The sequence below is a fragment of the Mucilaginibacter sp. genome (assembly GCF_964263795.1).
Lineage (GTDB): Bacteria > Bacteroidota > Bacteroidia > Sphingobacteriales > Sphingobacteriaceae > Mucilaginibacter.
On sequence record NZ_CAXVWK010000119.1, the window covers coordinates 1 to 19,035 of the forward strand.

At 45.2% G+C, this 19,035-nt stretch carries 20 protein-coding genes and 1 pseudogene; 7 read left to right on the forward strand and 14 right to left on the reverse strand.

Features of this window, described 5'->3' with window-relative positions; genetic code table 11:
* The 3 genes and pseudogenes from ACE5CV_RS18645 to ACE5CV_RS18655 form a co-directional block, all read right to left on the reverse strand.
* Positions 1 to 331, reverse strand: a pseudogene (locus ACE5CV_RS18645) (peptidase dimerization domain protein); the annotation flags it as partial.
* Between the two features lie 196 nt (positions 332 to 527).
* Entirely contained in the window at positions 528 to 863 is a 336-nt protein-coding gene (locus tag ACE5CV_RS18650) for a YbjQ family protein (protein ID WP_374951712.1), read from the reverse strand.
* A gap of 30 nt (positions 864 to 893) precedes the next feature.
* The gene (locus ACE5CV_RS18655) at positions 894 to 1,817 is read right to left on the reverse strand and encodes an alpha/beta fold hydrolase (RefSeq protein WP_374951713.1); all 924 of its coding nucleotides are present in this window, start codon (positions 1,815 to 1,817) and stop codon (positions 894 to 896) included.
* Positions 1,818 to 1,901: 84 nt separating this feature from the next.
* On the opposite strand from ACE5CV_RS18655, the gene ACE5CV_RS18660 reads away from it, so the two are divergent.
* The 5 genes from ACE5CV_RS18660 to ACE5CV_RS18680 all read left to right on the forward strand — a co-directional run bounded on the left by ACE5CV_RS18660 (position 1,902) and on the right by ACE5CV_RS18680 (position 4,592).
* Positions 1,902 to 2,684 carry a Rossmann-like and DUF2520 domain-containing protein gene (locus tag ACE5CV_RS18660; protein WP_374951714.1) on the forward strand — a complete coding sequence of 261 codons (783 nt, stop codon included), beginning with the start codon at positions 1,902 to 1,904 and terminating at the stop codon, positions 2,682 to 2,684.
* A 19-nt stretch (positions 2,685 to 2,703) separates the two neighbouring features.
* Positions 2,704 to 3,036 carry a 2Fe-2S iron-sulfur cluster-binding protein gene (locus ACE5CV_RS18665; protein WP_374951715.1) on the forward strand — a complete coding sequence of 111 codons (333 nt, stop codon included), beginning with the start codon at positions 2,704 to 2,706 and terminating at the stop codon, positions 3,034 to 3,036.
* A gap of 95 nt (positions 3,037 to 3,131) precedes the next feature.
* Positions 3,132 to 3,374, forward strand: coding sequence for a Fe-S cluster assembly protein IscX (iscX, locus tag ACE5CV_RS18670; protein ID WP_374951716.1), 243 nt, complete (start codon positions 3,132 to 3,134; stop codon positions 3,372 to 3,374).
* Between the two features lie 83 nt (positions 3,375 to 3,457).
* Positions 3,458 to 3,979: a KdsC family phosphatase gene (locus ACE5CV_RS18675; RefSeq protein WP_374951717.1), complete on the forward strand. Its 522-nt coding sequence runs from the start codon at positions 3,458 to 3,460 to the stop codon at positions 3,977 to 3,979.
* A gap of 40 nt (positions 3,980 to 4,019) precedes the next feature.
* Complete coding sequence (locus ACE5CV_RS18680; RefSeq protein ID WP_374951718.1) at positions 4,020 to 4,592, forward strand: Maf family protein; 573 nt, start codon at positions 4,020 to 4,022, stop codon at positions 4,590 to 4,592.
* A gap of 134 nt (positions 4,593 to 4,726) precedes the next feature.
* Here the strand turns inward: ACE5CV_RS18680 and ACE5CV_RS18685 are convergent, their stop codons facing one another.
* From ACE5CV_RS18685 to ACE5CV_RS18725, 9 genes are all read right to left on the reverse strand, one after another.
* Positions 4,727 to 6,703, reverse strand: a complete 1,977-nt coding sequence (locus ACE5CV_RS18685; RefSeq protein WP_374951719.1) for a M1 family metallopeptidase — start codon at positions 6,701 to 6,703, stop codon at positions 4,727 to 4,729.
* Between the two features lie 66 nt (positions 6,704 to 6,769).
* Positions 6,770 to 7,720 (reverse strand): exopolyphosphatase, encoded by a 951-nt coding sequence (locus tag ACE5CV_RS18690; RefSeq protein WP_374951720.1) that lies wholly within the window; start codon positions 7,718 to 7,720, stop codon positions 6,770 to 6,772.
* A gap of 76 nt (positions 7,721 to 7,796) precedes the next feature.
* Positions 7,797 to 9,053, reverse strand: coding sequence for an ABC transporter permease (locus tag ACE5CV_RS18695; RefSeq protein ID WP_374951721.1), 1,257 nt, complete (start codon positions 9,051 to 9,053; stop codon positions 7,797 to 7,799).
* 3 nt (positions 9,054 to 9,056) lie between these two features.
* Positions 9,057 to 9,965 carry an ABC transporter ATP-binding protein gene (locus tag ACE5CV_RS18700; protein ID WP_374951722.1) on the reverse strand — a complete coding sequence of 303 codons (909 nt, stop codon included), beginning with the start codon at positions 9,963 to 9,965 and terminating at the stop codon, positions 9,057 to 9,059.
* A 200-nt stretch (positions 9,966 to 10,165) separates the two neighbouring features.
* A complete protein-coding gene (dnaJ, locus tag ACE5CV_RS18705; protein WP_374951723.1) occupies positions 10,166 to 11,332 on the reverse strand; it encodes a molecular chaperone DnaJ in 1,167 nt (388 codons plus the stop codon).
* 109 nt (positions 11,333 to 11,441) lie between these two features.
* Positions 11,442 to 12,017: a nucleotide exchange factor GrpE gene (locus tag ACE5CV_RS18710; protein WP_374951724.1), complete on the reverse strand. Its 576-nt coding sequence runs from the start codon at positions 12,015 to 12,017 to the stop codon at positions 11,442 to 11,444.
* 167 nt (positions 12,018 to 12,184) lie between these two features.
* Entirely contained in the window at positions 12,185 to 12,868 is a 684-nt protein-coding gene (locus ACE5CV_RS18715; protein WP_374951725.1) for a cell division ATP-binding protein FtsE, read from the reverse strand.
* A gap of 5 nt (positions 12,869 to 12,873) precedes the next feature.
* Positions 12,874 to 13,077: a fructose-6-phosphate aldolase gene (locus ACE5CV_RS18720; RefSeq protein ID WP_374951726.1), complete on the reverse strand. Its 204-nt coding sequence runs from the start codon at positions 13,075 to 13,077 to the stop codon at positions 12,874 to 12,876.
* 81 nt (positions 13,078 to 13,158) lie between these two features.
* Positions 13,159 to 14,184 (reverse strand): acyl-CoA reductase, encoded by a 1,026-nt coding sequence (locus tag ACE5CV_RS18725; RefSeq protein ID WP_374951727.1) that lies wholly within the window; start codon positions 14,182 to 14,184, stop codon positions 13,159 to 13,161.
* A gap of 104 nt (positions 14,185 to 14,288) precedes the next feature.
* On the opposite strand from ACE5CV_RS18725, the gene ACE5CV_RS18730 reads away from it, so the two are divergent.
* Positions 14,289 to 14,642: a 4Fe-4S dicluster domain-containing protein gene (locus ACE5CV_RS18730; RefSeq protein WP_374951728.1), complete on the forward strand. Its 354-nt coding sequence runs from the start codon at positions 14,289 to 14,291 to the stop codon at positions 14,640 to 14,642.
* 100 nt (positions 14,643 to 14,742) lie between these two features.
* The gene (locus ACE5CV_RS18735) at positions 14,743 to 15,504 is read left to right on the forward strand and encodes a C40 family peptidase (RefSeq protein ID WP_374951729.1); all 762 of its coding nucleotides are present in this window, start codon (positions 14,743 to 14,745) and stop codon (positions 15,502 to 15,504) included.
* Here ACE5CV_RS18735 and ACE5CV_RS18740 read toward each other — a convergent pair.
* Together ACE5CV_RS18740 and ACE5CV_RS18745 are read right to left on the reverse strand one after the other, a co-directional pair.
* The gene (locus ACE5CV_RS18740; RefSeq protein WP_374951730.1) at positions 15,488 to 15,802 is read right to left on the reverse strand and encodes a hypothetical protein; all 315 of its coding nucleotides are present in this window, start codon (positions 15,800 to 15,802) and stop codon (positions 15,488 to 15,490) included. The genes ACE5CV_RS18735 and ACE5CV_RS18740 overlap by 17 nt on opposite strands.
* Before the next feature lie 29 nt (positions 15,803 to 15,831).
* Positions 15,832 to 18,930 carry a T9SS type A sorting domain-containing protein gene (locus ACE5CV_RS18745; RefSeq protein ID WP_374951731.1) on the reverse strand — a complete coding sequence of 1,033 codons (3,099 nt, stop codon included), beginning with the start codon at positions 18,928 to 18,930 and terminating at the stop codon, positions 15,832 to 15,834.
* Positions 18,931 to 19,035 lie beyond the last annotated feature (105 nt).

A 19,035-nucleotide genomic window follows, 5' to 3' on the forward strand; every position in this document is an offset into this window, starting at 1 on the left:
TACCATCGCGAACGGTTGGTTCAAAGGGCGGCGTTTTCCAAAGCTCTAAAGGGTCTGGTGGTTGCACATCATAGTGGCCGTAAGTTAATACGGTAGGTAAGGCTGGGTCGATGACCTTTTCGCCGTACACAATAGGGTAGCCTGCCGTTTGGCAAACTTCAACATTATCGGCACCGGCGTCGGTTAATTTTTTGGCTACGTAATTGGCAGCATTTAAAACGTCCGGTTTATATTTTGGGTCGGCACTAACTGATGGGAAACGCAGCAGTTCGAATAACTCGTCGAGCAGGCGCTGTTTATTATCGTCTATATATTGCTTAATTACTTGCATAGATGCATGGGTTTATAGGGCAAATATAGTGTAGATTATTTGGAGGCGAAAGGATGAAAGTATTGGAAGTTCCTTTTGCAAAACCATGTCATTGCGAGAAGCGCAGCGACGCGGCAATCTCGTCGCCAATGCATAACCGCTTTGCATTCGGTGAGATTGCCGCGCTATCGCCCGCAATGACACTTTTATTATTTATTTACTCTGCTACTTTCTCAACAACAACCGCGGTGCCATAAGCCAGTACTTCAGTAATACCTTGCATTACTTCGTTTGCGTCATAACGCATACCTATAATGGCATTGGCACCGATAGCCTGCGCATGCTGGATCATAAGGTGGTAGGCCTCCTGGCGGGCGTTTTCGCATAGCTCCACATAAACAGATAGCCTGCCGCCAAAAAGCGACTGTATGCCACCTGCAAAATTGCCTACAACACTGCGGCTGCGTACGGTTATGCCACGAATTACGCCTAAGTGCTTAACTACTTTATAACCCTGCAGATCATTACCGGTGGTGATGAGTGAAATATCCATGTTGGTTTGTTTTGATGTATGGTTTAGATGCTACTTTCTTACAAATGTTACGATGGCCGGGTTAACTATCTCCGGCTTTTCCAGGTGAGGCAGGTGGGCCGCATCCTCGATAGGTAAAAACTGAGTCTTTAAAACGCTGCGTATAGAGTCGCTGTATTTGAAGGGTACGGTTTGGTCTTCCTTGCCCCATACCAATAACACCGGCTTATGAGTAGCGTTAAGGGCAGCGCTGCTTTCGCGGCCATTGTAGTGATAATTGTAATTGGTAGATACCAGCGCGTGCCTGAAACCCTTATACTCCATTTGCGGAAGATAGCGGCTGATCCATTCCGGATGCAGGTCGGCATAAATAAAATCGTTTATCTGGCTATTGGCCCTGCTATCGGCGGTTATCGCTTCCTTAAACTCAGGTATAAACTGCGGCACACGCGTTTTGGTGCGCGAATAACCGGGATCGATCAACACTACCTTATCAACCATCCCGGGGTTATCTACCGTAAAATCTGTCGCCAATGTACCGCCAAATGATACACCCACCAGGTTTACCGGCTTTTTAAGGTGCAGTTGTTCTATCAGTTCGATCAACTGGTCCTCATACAATTTTTTGTTGTACAGTACATCCGGCCTGTCGCTATAGCCCCGTCCATACATATCGTAGCGTAAAACTTTAAAGCCGTTCTCTACCAGGTATTCAAAAGTGCCGTCCCATATATAATAAGGCACGCTGAAGCCATGTAGTAGTACAACCACTTTGCCGGTATCCTGCCCGTCTAACTCATAGTGTGTTTGCCCAAGCGAAAGGGTTATAAATGAACCTGTAGTGACAGATTTTCTTACCTGGGGGGTAATTTCCTTTTTCTCTTTATTCTTAACAAAGTAAACAATGGCAAGGGCAGCGGCTGCAAAAATTACCAGGACAATCCCCGTGATCAGCAGGTTTTTTAAAAACTTCATTTTGGGGCAAGAAAAATGTTAAGCGGTTTAAAAAATAAAAGTAAGCGAAATATTTAATTTAGCACCTGTAAAGATAAACACATTATGCGTATCACTATTATTGGCTCGGGCAATGTAGCCACACACCTGGCCGCGGCTTTTAAAAATGCCGGGCACCGCCTGGTGCAGATCTGCAGCCCCACTATGCACAATGCAGCGCTGCTTGCCTACCATGTTGGTGCGGAAGCCATTGACGACCTTGCCGATATTAATGCCGATACCGATATCTTTATCATATCAGCAAAGGATGACGCCATCGCTGCTGTCGCATCCGGGCTGGCCCAATTCAATAAACTTGTTGTACATACATCAGGCGCGGTACATTTAGAAGCCATCCGCCATTTTACGGATAACGCAGGTGTGTTTTACCCGCTGCAAACCTTCAGTAAAACCAAAGAACTTGACTTTAGGTCGGTGCCGCTTTGTATCGAAGGGGCGGATGACAGCATCACCAAACAATTGGAAGAACTTGCCCGCAGCGTCAGCAACAATGTTTACCGCATCAATTCTGACCAGCGCAAGGTACTGCACCTGGCAGCAGTGTTTGCCTGCAACTTTACCAACCATTTATATAGCGTATCGCAACAACTACTGGCCGGTAGTGAATTGAGTTTTGACATGCTGCGCCCGCTTATTGCCGAAACTGCCGACAAAGTAAAAGCCCACTCACCGGTTGATGTGCAAACCGGCCCGGCTGTACGTAACGATGTGCAAACGATGGCAAGACACCTGCAAATGCTTGAAGACGAACCCCGGTTGCAAGCTATCTACGAAATGTTAAGTCAGGATATTATCAAAAACCATAACAAGGCAGGCGGGGATAAGTAATTTTGTTACTTTTGCCAAAATGAATATTTTTAAAGTAACGATAAACTTTGAGGAAGCCGACCACGAAACCGTGGAACTGGCTATTGCCGAGGGGGAATCTGTTTTGGACGTTTGCCTGGAGAACGGCATTGAACTACAGCATAATTGCGGCGGCGTTTGCGGATGCAGCACCTGCCATGTATATGTTAACAAGGGGATGGACAACATCCAGGAGATATCTGACAAAGAAGAAGACTTTATTGACAGGGCCGTAAACCCCCGCATTACATCGCGCCTGGGTTGCCAGTGTGTAGTGATTGATGGTGACATTGAAGTTACCCTGCCCGATCAGTCGTCTTTTATGGGACACTAACAATAGGCTTTACGTACGACGTTTTACGTTCTACGTTTTTCAATAGTAATTATAATAGAGACGTATAACTTTTTACGTGTAACGTACCACATACGATGAACGATCAGAAATTCGCGCTTCCAATACACTGGAATGATTACGAAGATATTGCCATGAGCCTGTACGAAAAGTTTGGCGACGATTTTGGTGAATCGAAAATATACCGCATTCGCTTTACCGAATTGCTGGAGTGGGTACTAAGCCTGCCCAATTTTGCCGGTACCCGCGAAGAGGCTAATGAAGGGCACCTGGAGCAGATCCAGAGCGCCTGGGTTTACGAATGGCGGGATAACAAATAGTTTCGATGTGCTGAAGTGCAAATTTAATTTGCAGATGCTATGAAATCGGTTAAATCAAGTCCTTATCGGTGTATATAAATTCCATGGAATCTTTTTTAAATAAGCTTAAAGATATTACCACGTTTATTTTTGATGTGGATGGCGTGCTGACGGATGGGTCGATATTTGTGACCGAGGATGGGGTACAAAGCCGTGCATTCAATATAAAGGATGGTTATGCGTTGCAGCTGGCTGTTAAGTGCGGTTATAATGTTGCAGCAATATCTGGCAGCCGTTCAAAAAGCGCCTTGTTCCGGCTGAATAGTTTGGGGGTTACTGATGTTTACATGGGCGCCCATACCAAAACCGAACGTTTTAAGATCTACATCGAAGAAAAGAGCATTAATCCCGGCAACATCCTATATATGGCCGATGATATCCCCGATCTTGGGGTGATGAAGCTGGTGGGGCTGCCTGTTTGCCCTGCTGATGCTGCGGAAGAGATCAAATCCATTTGTACTTATGTATCGCCGTTTGCCGGTGGTAAAGGCTGCGCCCGCGACATTATTGAAAAGGTAATGAAGATCCAGGGCAAATGGATGTCAGCCGAAGCTTATAGCTGGTAAATGCATATCAAAAGTTTAAAGTAAAAAGTCAAAACCCGACATGAGTAGCTTTCCTCAAATTATTCTCGCATCCAAATCACCACGCAGGCAGGAGTTGTTGCGCTTGATGGATATTGATTTTCGGGTGGTTTTAAAAGAGGTGGACGAAAGTTATCCTGATGGTTTAACACCTGCAGAAATTGCCTTATATATTGCTTTGAAAAAGGCTGAAGCTTTTGACGAAGACGTTACCGACGAAGTTGTTTTAACAGCAGATACGATTGTAGCTATCGACGGATTGATCTTAGGCAAGCCGGAGTCTGAACAGCACGCGGTAGAAATGCTGCAGCGCTTATCCGGAAAGGTACATGAAGTTTACACCGGTGTATGTTTACTGTACAACGGCGAATACAATAAATTTTACGACAGGAGCGAAGTGTTTTTCCGTAAGCTGACGGATTACGAGATTAGCAGTTATGTGGAAGAATATCAACCCATGGATAAAGCCGGCTCCTACGGCATCCAGCAGCGAATTGGCCTTATCGGCATCGAGCGCATTAACGGGTCATACACTAATGTGGTTGGACTGCCTACCGAAAAAGTTTACCAGCAGCTGGTAAGGCTGAAAAGGTAGTACAGTAATCGGAAAACTGTCGTTCCTAACGATTAACGGTGATGTGGTAATCGTGTTAAAAGTAAACAGGCAGTATTGGAGACCCAATTGCTTCGATATCTCTCGCGATGACAATTTTATTGACTTCTCTTCCATTAAAGCTTCTTCATATTATTCTTTCGGTTCACATCCGGTAGCGCGTTGTCCGGGTCGATAACAACGCTTTCCACATCCTGTGTGGTTGGCAACACATATATGGTTATTTTATTTTGCAGCCAGGTTTCTACAGGGAAGTAGGTGCGCTGCTTTGTGCCATTTTTAAATCGCGCTTCAACAGTAAACGGCATGGCCATTATATCTTTATTAGAAATAGTTATTTGTACGCCTTTGCTATGGTCCTTACTTACATACCGGGCATCTGTCAGTGCAATATCCAGGTTGTAATTGTTGTAATACCAGCCACGCCAAAACCAGCTTAAGTCTTCGCCCGCGCCATTTTCCATAGCCCTGAAAAAGTCATCCGGCTGAGGATGTTTATAAGCCCACTTGTTGATATAGTTTTTAAAGGCATAATCAAACCTGTCCTTGCCGAGGATCTGCTCCCGCAGTAAGATCAATCCGAACGCGGGCTTAAAATAAGTGAACGGATGGCGGTATTTTTCGGCAATGGCATCGGGCTTGGTCATGATGGTAGGTGCGTTAGGGTCACTGATGAAGGGAATGATCTCGTCTGCCGGGTTGCCGCCTTGCTCAGCGTATTCACTGTCGCGTTTAGGAGCATACTCGCCCTTGTTAAACACATCAGATGCGTATACATCAATAAAGGTATTGAAGCCTTCGTCCATCCAGGCAAAGCGTCGTTCGTCGCTGCCTACTATCATCGGGAACCAGTTGTGGCCAATTTCATGCGCGGTTACCCAAAACAGGTCTTTGCCCTTATCAGTTATCCCGTCGAAGACAATGCCCGGGTATTCCATACCGCCGGCAATACCCGCTTCGTTCACTGCAACGGGGTAAGGGTATTCGAACCATTTAGACGAAAAATATTCGATGGAGCCCTTCAGATATTCCGTTGCCCTGCCCCAGGCATCGTTGCCGGCACTTTCTACCGGGTAAACCGACATGGCCATGCACTTTTTACCGGTGGGCAAGTTAACCCGGGCTGCATCCCAAATGTAAGCCTTAGACGCGCCGAAGGCCACGTCTCGTGTGTTCAGCATACGGAAGTGCCAGGTAAGGTTGCCTTTTTTTCCCGGTCGGGATGCCGGGTCCGTTACCTCGGCCGCGGTGCGGATCATTACAGTTTTGTCGCTGTTGCGTGCGGCTTCCAGCCGGGTAAGCTGTTTAGCGGTCAATACATCCGCAGGGTTCATCAACTCACCTGATCCGGCTACGATCATATCAGCGGGCAGGGTAATCCGGTAATCAATGTCGCCGTATTCGAGGTAAAATTCACCGCTGCCTAAAAAAGGTGCGGTATCCCATCCGCGTGCATCGTCATAAACGCACATGCGGGGATAAAATTGGGCTATCTCGTAGATCTTGCCATTTTTGGTATCTGAAAAGGTAGTTCGGTTTCCAAAGTTACCGGGGATGGTGTAATGATATTTGATAACGAGGTTTACCTTAGCGCCTTTGCCTGCCAGCGCTAACGGCATACGTACCTGCATGCGGGTATCAGTGACAGTATAATTTACCGGGGTTACCTTGCCATTTACAGCAATGCCTACCGACTCGATACTATAACCGTTGGTGTGCTGAGTTGGCTGTGTACCTGTCACAAAGTTAGATCTCGCATCTTTTTTATAAGTATTTTGATCCAGGTGCAGCCAAAGATATTGCAGGGCATCCGGGCTATTGTTGGTGTAGGTAATATTATCTGTACCGCTGATGGTTTTTGCAACCGTATCAAGCGTAATGTTCAATTGATAATCTGCCCTGTTTTGCCAGTACCTGGGTCCGGGATTACCATTAGGTGAGTGCATTTCGTCGCCATTTTTGGTAAAGTTTATTGGGGCAAACAACAGTGATGGCTGGTAATTGCTGGCAATAGTATCGTTGGTATTTTTCTTTTGCGCGTAGGAAAAGCAAGCCGATAATAAGAGCAGGATGGTAATGGTGTAAATTTTCATGCAGTGGGCTAAGAGATCGCAATATACAAAGGATGCCATAGATCCAAAGCGCAGAGGCTGCAAAATTTAACCCAGCATCTGAGCCAGTACGCCTTCCTTAAGCGAGTAGGTACTCATGGTCACATCGGCAAGGCCAATTTTCTGCATAATGTAGATGGTGAGCAAACTGGCTACTACGATCATATCTACCCGTACGGGGATGATGCCTTTAATGGCCGCTCGTTGGGCATGATTTGATTTTGCCAGCCGTTCAATAAGGTCAAGCAGGTCATCGGTGTCAAATTCGTAGGCTTTAATTTGTTTCAGGTCGAACCTGCGACCCTTTTCCAGTTCAATCACTTCTTCAAAACTTTCGAAAGCTCCCGAAGAGCCGATAAGCGTGCGGGGACGGTATTTAAGCGCAGCGGTGAATAAGTCGTTCAACTGCCCGTTAAGGTAGCTGGTCATTGCTTTGATAGATATTACCGGTATAGGGTCAACCTTATGGAATTTGTCCATCAGCCTTGCCGCACCTATTTCAAAACTTTGTTTCCATAACACTTCGTTTTCGTTGCCTATAATGAATTCTACACTACCGCCACCAATATCCATCACCAGTACATTTTTATCTGTCAGGCAGCCGCTGGCTTCGATGCCGCTAAAAATATAAGCAGCTTCCTGTTCGCCGCTGATCAATTCTATGCTGATCCCAGCCTTATCGTTCACTGCTTCAATAAATTCTTTACCGTTTTCAGCGTTACGCAAGGCAGATGTACCTATTGCCCTAACCTGGGTAACATGATGATCAAGGATATGGTCTCGAAAGCGCTGCATGGTGGCCACCCCGCGCTCAAAAGCTTCGGGCTGTATAAAGCCCTGGTTAATTCCGCCTTCGCCAAGCTTAACCCCTTCATGCAGGTGCAGCACTTCGGTAAAGTTACCGGCAGTGCCTTCTGCTATTAATAAATGAAAAGTATTTGTACCCAGGTCCATCACGGCAACACGTTTATTTTTGCCGGGCATATTTTCATTTTGCATGGTTACTAAAGTAAAAAATCCCTTCAAAGGTTTTGGCCTTTGTAAGGGATTTTAAAATTATGATAGGGTTTACGGTTTACTCTTTGTAAAAGAACCATTTAGCCAGTTCTTTAAAGCTTGCTTTTTTGCCGTACATTAAAACACCCACCCGGTAAATGCGCGCCGCAACGTAAGTTGTGAACAAAAATCCGATGACCATCAGCCCCATAGACAGTGCCAGCTGCCACGGTGCCACACCACCAAAAGGGATGCGCACCATCATAGCTACCGGCGCGGTGAATGGGATGATAGATAACCAAACAGCCAGTGGACTGTCCGGAGCCTGAAACAGCACCGATACCGACAATATATAGGTGAATAGCAACGGCAATGTTATCGGGAACATAAACTGTTGAGTTTCAGTTTCACTATCAACTGCCGAGCCTACCGCAGCAAACAATGCGCTGTACAATAAGTAACCGGTTAAAAAGTAAAACAGAAAGCAACCCAGAATATATCCGAATGGGATAGTGGCCAGTACGCCGAGCATTCCGGTCATGGCGCCGCCCGGGCCTGCGAAGGCTTGCCCTGCTATTTTGGTAGAAATAATAGACAGGATGATCCATGCGCCAAACTGGGTTAGCCCCACTAAACCCACGCCGATGATCTTACCCAGCATCAGCTGGAATGGTTTTACAGAGGAGATCACCACCTCTATTATACGACTGGTTTTCTCTTCTATCACACCACGCATTACCTGCGCGCCGTAAATGAACAGCGCCATATAAATGAATATGGCGCAGGCAATACCTATACCCATATTGGTGCCTACGTTGGCATCTTTAACGCCGGTTTCGGTAACCTCCATCGCGCTGATAGATATCTTATTTTTGTTAAGAGCATTTAAAAAAGCCGTATCGATATGGTGGGCCACCATGCTTTCGGCAGATGCAATAGCGTTCATTTGCTTCTCTACTTCGTTGGTCAATTTAAAAGATGGCTTCTTTTTCGAAAGGATCTGCACCACATCTTTTTTAGCATAACCGGCCGGGATAAGCAGGATGGATAAGTCCTCATTCTTATTTAATTCCTTTTTTGCTTCCGCTAAGTTTTGGTTGCCCGATTCATATTTGATGTTTTTACCACTGTGGAATTTACCGGCAAACACCTTGCTCTCGTCAATTACATTTACCACCTGCTCGGTACTAAGCTCCTGGTTGCTTTTAGCCACATAACCAACCACTGCCGACATGCCCAGTATCAATAGGGGCACCACAAATATCATCACGATAAACGCTTTTTTGCGTACACGGGTAATGTACTCGCGCTGTATAATTAGTAATACTTTATTCATGGTTTAGGCTTTTTGGTTTACTTTTTCGATAAAAATTTCATGCATGCTTGGGATAACTTCCTGCAGCATATTGATACGTGCCTTTGGGATAAGGTACTGCAGTACATCGTTAGAATTACTTTGGCCGTTCAGCTTTATGCGGATGGTGTGGTTATTTTCCTCGCTTACCATTTCCTGTACCACGGTAAATGGTTGCGCGCCGTCAAAACTTAGCTTTTCGCCGGCGTACTCTACCAGGTAAGTTTCGCTACGGTACGAATTGCGGATAGCTTTAACTTTCCCGTCCAGTATTTTATGCGATTTGTTGATGAGCGCAATGGCATCGCAAAGCTCTTCTACCGATTCCATACGATGGGTACTGAACAGGATGGTAGCACCGTTTTTATTTAATTCGAGGATCTCGTCTTTAATGATCTCTGCATTTACCGGGTCAAAACCGCTAAAAGGCTCATCAAGGATGATCAGATCAGGTTCATGCAATACCGTAGCTACAAATTGCGCTTTTTGCTGCATCCCTTTTGATAGTTCTTCTATCTTTTTTTTCCACCAGGTTTCCATACCTAGTTTGTCAAACCAAAACTTAAGGCGTGTGGTAGCGTCGGCGCGGCTCAGTCCCTTAAGGCGGGCGAGGTAGATCATTTGCTCGCCGATCTCCATTTTTTTGTAAAGGCCACGCTCTTCGGGCAGATAGCCGATGCGTTCGATGTGGCTTTGATTAAGCTTTTGGCCGTTAAAGTACACTTCGCCACTGTCAGGCGCAGTAATTTGATTAATAATACGGATGAGTGAAGTTTTACCGGCACCATTTGGGCCAAGCAAGCCATAGATCTGGCCTTTTTCAACTTCTAAACTTACATCGCTTAACGCGCGGTGACCGGCGTATTGTTTAACAATGTTGCGAATGCTTAGCATATCAGGGTTTAGTTTTTGATTTAGATATGCAAGCTGATATTTTGTTACAATATTCTTATTGAGAATATTGCGGACTATGGGTTAAGTCTCTTTTGAAGTTCGGGACGTATTGTTGTTAAAAAAAGAAGCCCGAAATCATAACGACTTCGAGCTTACCATTTATCTTTCGGACTGTCGGTCATCCAACTTCGAACTACCTCTTACTCAAAATATTCCTTCATCCGTTCAAAGAAACTTTTTTCGTTTTTGCCCGGGTTGGGTTTAAAGTTAGGGGAGCTCTGTAGTTTTTCTAATATATCGCGTTCTTCACGGCTAAGCGCCTTTGGTGTCCAAATATTAATGTGGATCAGCTGGTCGCCGCGGTGGTAAGAGTTTACTTCCGGTACACCTTTGCCTTTTAAGCGCAATATTTTACCGCCTTGTGTGCCCGGCTCAATCTTTATCTTGGCTTTACCATCAATGGTTGGTACTTCAACGCTGGTACCCAAGGCTGCATCAACAAAGTTTACATGCAGGTCATAAATAACATTATTGCCGTCGCGTTTTAAAGTTTCATGCGGCACTTCTTCAATCAGGATGATCAGATCGCCGGGCACGCCACCGCGTGGGGCCGCATTCCCTTTGCCGCTCATGCTTAGCTGCATGCCTTCGCTTACACCTGCAGGTACGTTAATGGTAATTGTTTCTTCGCCGCGGGTAACACCCTCGCCATGGCAAACGTTACACTTAGCCGTAATGGTCGATCCTTCGCCGTTACAGGTAGGGCACGTGCTGGTGGTTTGCATCTGGCCCAATATCGTATTGGTAACCCTGCGCACACTACCCTGGCCACCACAGGTTTTACAGGTAGAGAACGACGATTTATCCTTAGCACCGGTACCATCGCAGGTTTTACAAAGGATCTGTTTGTTAACCTTTATTTTCTTTTCGGCGCCATTGGCAATTTCTTCAATGGTCAACCTAACCTTTATACGCAGGTTGCTGCCGCGGGCAACACGGCGGCCACCGCCACCCTGCCTGCCACCACCGCCACCAAAGAAACCTTCGAACGGGGAGCCACCACCGAATATGTCGCCAAACTGGCTGAATATGTCGTCCATATTCATGCTGCCGCCACCATAACCACCACCGTTTGGCGATGACGCGTTGGCAGCATGGCCAAACTGATCGTAGCGCTGGCGCTTCTCAGGCGAGCTTAATACTTCATAAGCCTCTGCAGCTTCTTTAAATTTTTCTTCGGCCTCTTTATCACCCTCGTTTTTATCCGGGTGATATTTGATAGCCATTTTACGATATGCTTTTTTTACTTCATCTGCATCAGCGCCTTTGCTCACACCAAGCACATCGTAATAATCTCTCTTAGCCATATTTTTATTTCGAATTTCGAATTTTCAATTTCGGATTTGCTGAATGTTGGATTGATGGAAAATTTCGATTTAGATTCGAAACTGAACATCCATACCGCTAAATCTATTTTTACGCCCCTACAATAACTTTTGCAAAGCGGATAACCTTTTCATTCAGTTCGTAGCCTTTTTCCATCTCATCCATCACTTTACCTTTCATATCATCGGTAGGTGCAGGGATGTTAGTAATTGCCTCATGCAAGTCGGCATCAAAAGGGGTGCCTATGGTTTGCATCTCTTTTAGTCCTTTTTGCGCCAGAATATTTTTCATCTTATTCTGAATCAAAATAACACCTTCTTTAACTGAAGTTACGTCGGTAGCGTTTTCCATTGAACGGACTGCACGCTCAAAATCGTCCAGTACCGGCAATAAAGCTACAATGATATCTTTGCCCTCGGTTTTGCGGGCATCCTCGCGCTCTTTAACCGTGCGGCGGCGGAAGTTATCAAACTCGGCATACAGGCGTAAAAACTTATCATTAGCCTGTGAAAGCTCTTCTTTATGTTTTTCTTCTACAGATTGCTGGAGCTCAGCAAACTCATTTTGAATGGCTTGCTCCTGGCCGTCAGTCTGTCCGTTTTCGTTTGCCATTTCAGCGGTGTTTTCAGGAGTTTCTGAATCTTCCTTCTTTTTTTTCTTTAACATGTCATTAAAATTCATAGCAAATAATGCTAAACAAGTATCCTGCCATCGGCTTAAACCCGACAAGCTGGCAGTAGTTAGTAAATTAATCGGTTAAGTTTGCAGTTTCGATAAGTATGATCGTTTCAGTTGGCAGCCAAGCTAGCAGTTAGCATCGATCTGTCCGTCAACTAGGCTATCTGCACATCCTCTAAAACTTTACCATTTTCGCACTTGATGATGCGCGATGGAAACGTGCGGATGATATGATAATCGTGCGTGGCGATCAATACCGCGGTACCCGATTGGCTGATCTGTTTCAGAAGCAATACGATTTCTTCAGATGTATCGGGGTCAAGGTTACCGGTAGGTTCATCCGCCAGGATTATTTCCGGGTTATTCAATAATGCACGCGCTACAACCACACGCTGCTGCTCCCCACCGGAAAGCTCGTGCGGCATTTTTTTTAATTTAGAGCGAAGGCCAACCTTTTCTAAAACGTCGAGGATGCGGTCGCTGATCTTTTGTTTATCGTCCCAGCCGGTAGCCCGCAACACAAACTGGAGATTTTGCTCAACAGATCTATCCGTAAGTAATTGAAAATCCTGAAAAACGATGCCCAGCTTACGGCGCAAATAGGGCACATCTTTACTTACCAGCTTACTTAATTCATATCCGCAGGCGTGGCCTGTGCCGTTGGTAACATGCAAATCGCCGTAGATGATCTTTAACAAGCTGCTTTTACCAGAACCGGTTTGCCCGATAAGCCAAACAAAATCGCCTTTATCAATATGCAGGTTTACGTTTGACAGTACCAGGTGCTTTTGCTGGAATACATCAACGTTGTTTAGTTTTATAATAGAGTTTCCTACCATGTAATTTACAGCTCTAATTTTAATATTTTGCCAAAAGGCAGTTCTTTCACAATGTTCATTATGTAATCGTACTTATCGCTCAGGCCAATTTTATCTAACGATTTTTCGGGCCTGTCTACCCTGAAATAGGCAAGCAATGTGAACTTATCGTCCCTAAGCTGCACATAATCGGGTATTTTGGCAACGCCTTTTACTTTTATGATATACATTTTTCGTTAACTAAAAGCCTGCAACTGCCAAAGCTTTCATGGCAAATTTATCTTTTTTTACGGACATTGCCTGAATTCGCTTTAAGCTAAAGCAGACAAGAATTCCATGGTGTCTATATTGTCGGCATAATCCCAAAGCTTAGGGTGCTGGCTTTGCCCAAAACCTACTACCTGGTTGGGCAGTTGGATAGGTGCGCCGGTTACCACGCATTGCAGCTGTTCAGTTTGTTCCAGCAACATCCCACGTGCAGCATCGATATCCTTATAGGTTTCATAAAACAGTACTGCCAGCGGCGACACCAGGCGGGTGTCCTGCTTTAGCAGTAAAAAACCGTTGTCCAGGTGTTCGTCGCGGTTCACCAGGTAAATAGATTTATTGTAATCGTAATTGTTATTGTACTTATGGTGATTGATGATAGGGTTATAAGCCTCTATCGACTCAAAAAAGAAATTAAAATTGTATCCTTCAGGTACTAAAAGTTTGGATACGTTGCGGCACCCTAAACCATAGTAGTCGAAAATATCATGGCCTAAGTTAAATAGTTCTTCGGCAAATTCATCGCCGGTTAGTAAAGCAATGCTGTTACGATTTTTGCGGATGATGTTGGGCACTTTACCAAAATAGTATTCAAAGTACCTGGAAGTATTATTACTGCCGGTCGCGATTATCGCGTCGAACCCTTCCAGGCGGTCTACAAAGCTAAATTGCTCTTTGTAGCTGGTTTCGATATCTACCAATTTGCTCAGTACAAATTTTATCAGCCTTGCATCCTGCGACGAAGCTTTGATCAATGCGTGGTTACCGGTAAGTAAAACGCAAAGTACATCATGAAAACCAACCAGCGGAATGTTGCCGGCCAGTACCAAACCTACTTTTTTTATACTGTTGTTTTGCAGATTATAACGCAGTAACCACTGTTCCAGATCGGCGGCGTTAAGCATTTCGCCCGTTGCAATTATGGCATTTAAAACGCTGGCAGGGGTGAACCATGCATTATGCTGCCGTTCCGACTCGACGATATCCATTAGCTGGCTATCCGGGGCGGCAAGCTGTTTACCTAACTCTGCAAAAACGTTCGTAGCGGCTGTAATATCTAATTTTGACATATATATGTTAAGCAGGTAAACCCTTAAGGGCTTTTTTTGTTATATTTGTAGTCCCTCAAAAGAAGGTGCAAAGTTAACTCAGAAAATAAGAATATTTAAACAATATGGCGATTATAATCACCGATGAATGCATAAACTGCGGAGCCTGTGAACCAGAGTGCCCAAACAATGCTATTTATGATGCGGGGGCCGGATGGAGGTTCTCTGACGGTACAGATCTTAAAGGGGTTATTGATTTTGGTGATGGCAATACTTTAAATGCAGAAGAAACGCAAGCTGCTTTAAGTGACGATATTTACTACATTGTTCCGGATAAGTGTACCGAGTGTGTCGGGTTTCATGACGAGCCGCAATGTGCTGCCGTTTGCCCGGTAGACTGCTGTGTTGATGACGAAGATGTACGTGAGACGGAAGAAGAACTGCTGGCCAAGAAAGATTGGCTGCACGTTAACGGCTAACAGGCTATACTTAAAATACTAAAGGGGATGCAGCTAATGTATCCCCTTTTTTGTTGTTGAAACTTTATAAGAGGTATTACGTATTAAGTTTTACTAAATTATGGAATACGGAATTTGTAACCTGGCTATTGTTCCGATGCGGGCCGAACCAAGCGACAGGAGTGAGCAGGTCTCGCAGGTTTTATTTGGCGAAACTTTTGAGATTACGGAGTGGATGGAGAAGTGGGTGCAGATAAATACAACCATCGATAATTACACTGGCTGGATAGACCGTTTGCAATTTACCATGCTGGGCCATATGGCGTATAAGCGGCTTTTACAAACGGCGGCGCCCTTAACTTTCAGGCCGGTTACACAAGCATGGAAAATTGTTGATAATACTGTTATCTACTTGCCCGCAGGCAGTTCACTGGCGTTTTTAGAGGGAACTACCAGTTATGTAGGCAATCAAAAATTTGAAATTGTAGGTGAGATTGGCGAAACGGACAATATGGACAACATTGCCCGGTCATATCTTAATACACCGTACTTATGGGGCGGCCGTACTCATTTCGGAATAGATTGCTCGGGCTTTACTCAAGTGGTATTCAGGCTTACAGGGAAAAACCTGCGCCGCGATGCTTCTTTACAAGCCCAGGACGGCACAGCGGTTGAATCGCTTAGCGAGGCTGTACACGGCGACCTGGCATTTTTTGGAGCAGATGAGAATAAAATAACACATGTTGGCATTTTACTCGGCAACGGCCAAATTATTCATGCATCGGGGAAGGTTAAAATTGATGCTATAGAAAATGAAGGTATTTACTCTGAAGATCTTAAACGTTATACCCACAAGCTGCGCTGCATCAGGCGCTTTTATTAATATCGGTTATCGGATCCATGTACTTAATGTTAGCTACGCGGTCGGCACGTTTTTGAGCTACGTATATCGACGCTGCTCCGAAAATTACCCCGCCAACCACCAGTATAAATGTCCATGTATCAAGCGGGCATTCTGTGGCATAAGGGTCGTCGCCCCCGCATGGCAATTCCAGATCATCATCTAAGACCGGGTCACTCTGAGCCCATACTCGCGTCGGCATGGCAATAAATACACAGATTGCAAGTACCCATACGGCTTTTTTAAGTGTTGCGCTGTTTGCTAATAGCATCTTTTTCATGGTATAATCTCCTTCTCTGGTTATGGGTACTATTTCTTTATAAATTTCGACCGGCCTATCAGTTCGCCGTTGGGTTTACTCAATTCTACCAGGTAGGTACCCGGCATTAATTGACCCACATTCTGCGTCCAATTGTTTCCCTGTATATTTTTTTGAATGATGAGTATGCCGTTGTAGCCGTATATTTTAGCAATGCTTGATGCAGGTGAACCGGTTTGCGGCAGTGTTACGTTGATAAGTTCGGCAGCCGGGTTAGGGTAAATGCTCATTACCGCCGCGCCCGTCAAAGCATCTCCAATGATCACTGTTCTGGGATCGGACAGGGTGGACTTGTTTAAAATGTCGTTTTGTTTTAACCGGTAAGTGTTAGCACCTTTAACAGGGTCTGTATCTGTATAACTATAATTTTTTTTACCATTGCTTTGCACGTTGTAAACAGAAGTGTACATGCCTGAAGTTCCGGGTTGCAGTTTCTCAATTTCAAATCCGGTAAAGTTTCCTTCATTAGCTACTTCCCAATTTAGTTGTATGTTGCTTTGATCTTGCTTGGCATTAAAAGATATCAACTGGTACTGTGGCTGCGGTTTGGGGCGGATAACGATCTCGAACCGGTTTCCTCCAAAGGAGGAAGTATCGCTGCGGGTTATCCTGAAATTATAAGCTCCATACCGGCTGATGTTAAGCGAATCTTTGATCATGCGGTCCTTAAGCCACACGTCATACAGCGTATCAATATTGCGCATCCCTTCTATCTTAAGCTGATACAAACCGTCTGCCGTCGCATTCACATACAATTTATTCTTAATACCCGGCCGGTAATCGGGCAGGTGATTTACGGCGGTACGTATACCATCTTCGCTGTAGCTTGATAGATACACCTGGGATGACGCTCCGTCAAGGTCTTTTGCATCCTCATCGTCAAACTTTGATGATGAACTGCTGCTGAAATAAACGCCGCAATAGTCGTTTATCAGGCTGTCCTTTTCCAGCTTTAAGTAAAACCCTGTTGCAAGCGCTTCTTTGGCCGGAATACCCATTAGAAGCGGAATCGGCTGGTTGCCGGTAGCTTTTTGCGTTTCGCGGAAAGTAAGTGTGGCGTTGGTATTAAGGGCTTTTACAATAAAGCCCTGCCCGCTGGCCACATACTGTGTCGCTTTAGGGCTTGATCCTCCTGTACTGCTATAGACGATGTATTGTTGGCCAGGATTAACGTTATCCAGTACATAAACATTATTGCTTATACCAGCGGCGTTATTGGCAATAACAGTAGCAAGGTTAAGTGTAGCCGGGTAAGGGTTCCCCACCATATTATAGCCTGCAGATGTGCCAAGGGCACTGTTGTACGATAACTTAGTATTAATAGGGGCAACTGTTGCACCTGCCGGCGTATACCAAAGCCTGGTCACAATATCCGATTGGTTTAGATTGCCAGTAGCGGTGATGATAGTATTTTCCGGCCCGGCGGTTGGTGTGCCGCTTGCTTTTGTTGACGGGCTGCTGGTGTTGCCCACAAAGTAAAAAATATAGCCATTGCCAACCGGCACCTGTAATGATCCGGTAACGCCGGATACGTTTACCGTGTTATCAGCATTAATGCTGGTGATACCTTTATGCTTGCCGGAGTTAAAAGTGGTGTTGCTGGGCACCACATCTTCCCGATATAGGTAGATGGTAGGATTTGAGTTGGTTACCGTAAAGCCAGTACCCGGCCCACCGGTAAGGGCTGTATTACCAATGTAACCCAATGAGAACACGCCGGTACCATTGATATTTACCGGAGATGACAGCATACGGTAGCCCCGAGCCGTATAGACATTACCTGACTTGGTATTGCCGCCAATAAGGTATCGCTGCACATTAACATTACCGGTAATGCTGCTGTTTGCAGGGATAGCAGCAACCGCCCCACTCGAGGCGCTGCCCGAAAAAATAGTAAGGTTGCCATTGGCGTTTAACGTTGAACTGCCTGCAAGGCTCAAAATGCCGTTTGTAGCCACGTTAAACTTACCGGACGACATGGTTTTAGTACCACCGCCTAAAAAACTTACGTTTTTAAAAGTAACGCCTATGCCACCGTCAGAACTACCGTCGGTTAGGGTTTGGTTGCCGCCCTTAAACGCCACAGTAGGATTTTGAGTAATTACATCAACTCTGCCATTGCCCGAGCTCCAGTTGCCGGCCACGGTAAGGCTGTCACTTTGCACATTCTTTACGCCGGTATTAGCGAACATTATGTTTTGATAATTAGCCGGTGATCGCCCAAAACGCGTTTGGCTGGTGCCATAAACAGTTTGGTCGTTAGCGCCATCATAAATAACGGTGCTCGTAAAAGTACCGGAGTTATAAAAATCTACACCGCCTGCGCCACTAGCATCAAAGGCAAAAGGCGTAGCACCGGATAGCGTCAAAGTTGCTGCGGAAGTATTCGCCGAGATATAAAGCTCGGCAACATTTCTGGTGGTTACCGAATTGGCAGTTACGTTTACATAGTTGCTGTTTGTTGTTGCAATTGACGTACCGATAGACATATTACCGCCGTCCAGGAAAAAAGTAGGATTATTAACGAAGTAAACCGGCGAAAATGAAATTATAGCGTTAGAACTTGTGGTGTTCATTTTTAAACTAACAGAAACATTCAGATTTGCCACTGTTGATTTTAACTGGGTGGCATACGTTGACGATGTTGTGCCAAAAAGTGGGGTAGGTGGCGCAGTAGCATCGCCATTAATTAGATTCCTGCAGCTTATAGTGCCAAGGCCGGCTATAGTTGGAGAAATACTTACTCCAGACCCGCTATGTTTTTGAGTAAGATCATTTGTAATGTTTAACCGGCCATCTACCGTTAAAGCCACAATTTTGACCGTCCCGAAAGTAACGGAAGCTACCGAAGCTGTATAAGAGGCGGGTATAGACGGCTGATTGGTGAAAGCTACCGCCGCATTGCCAATGAATACATTATCTAAAGAACCGGGAGGGGTAGTCGCTGTAATTCCATTTATCCGCCAATTAGCAGCCACGCTCCAGTCGGTACTAATGTTACCGCGCCAATCGTAGTTCGACTGCGCTACACACAATGAACTGACCAGGCAACTTGCAACTAATAAACAACTAAACAGTATTCCCTTCATATAACCTAACTCAGCAGCTTGATACAAGAGCAAGAGCGAGTAGATTATTTAAACGAATAGGTAATAAATGTTGTTACGGTTAAAAACTCAATGAATGAAATGAAC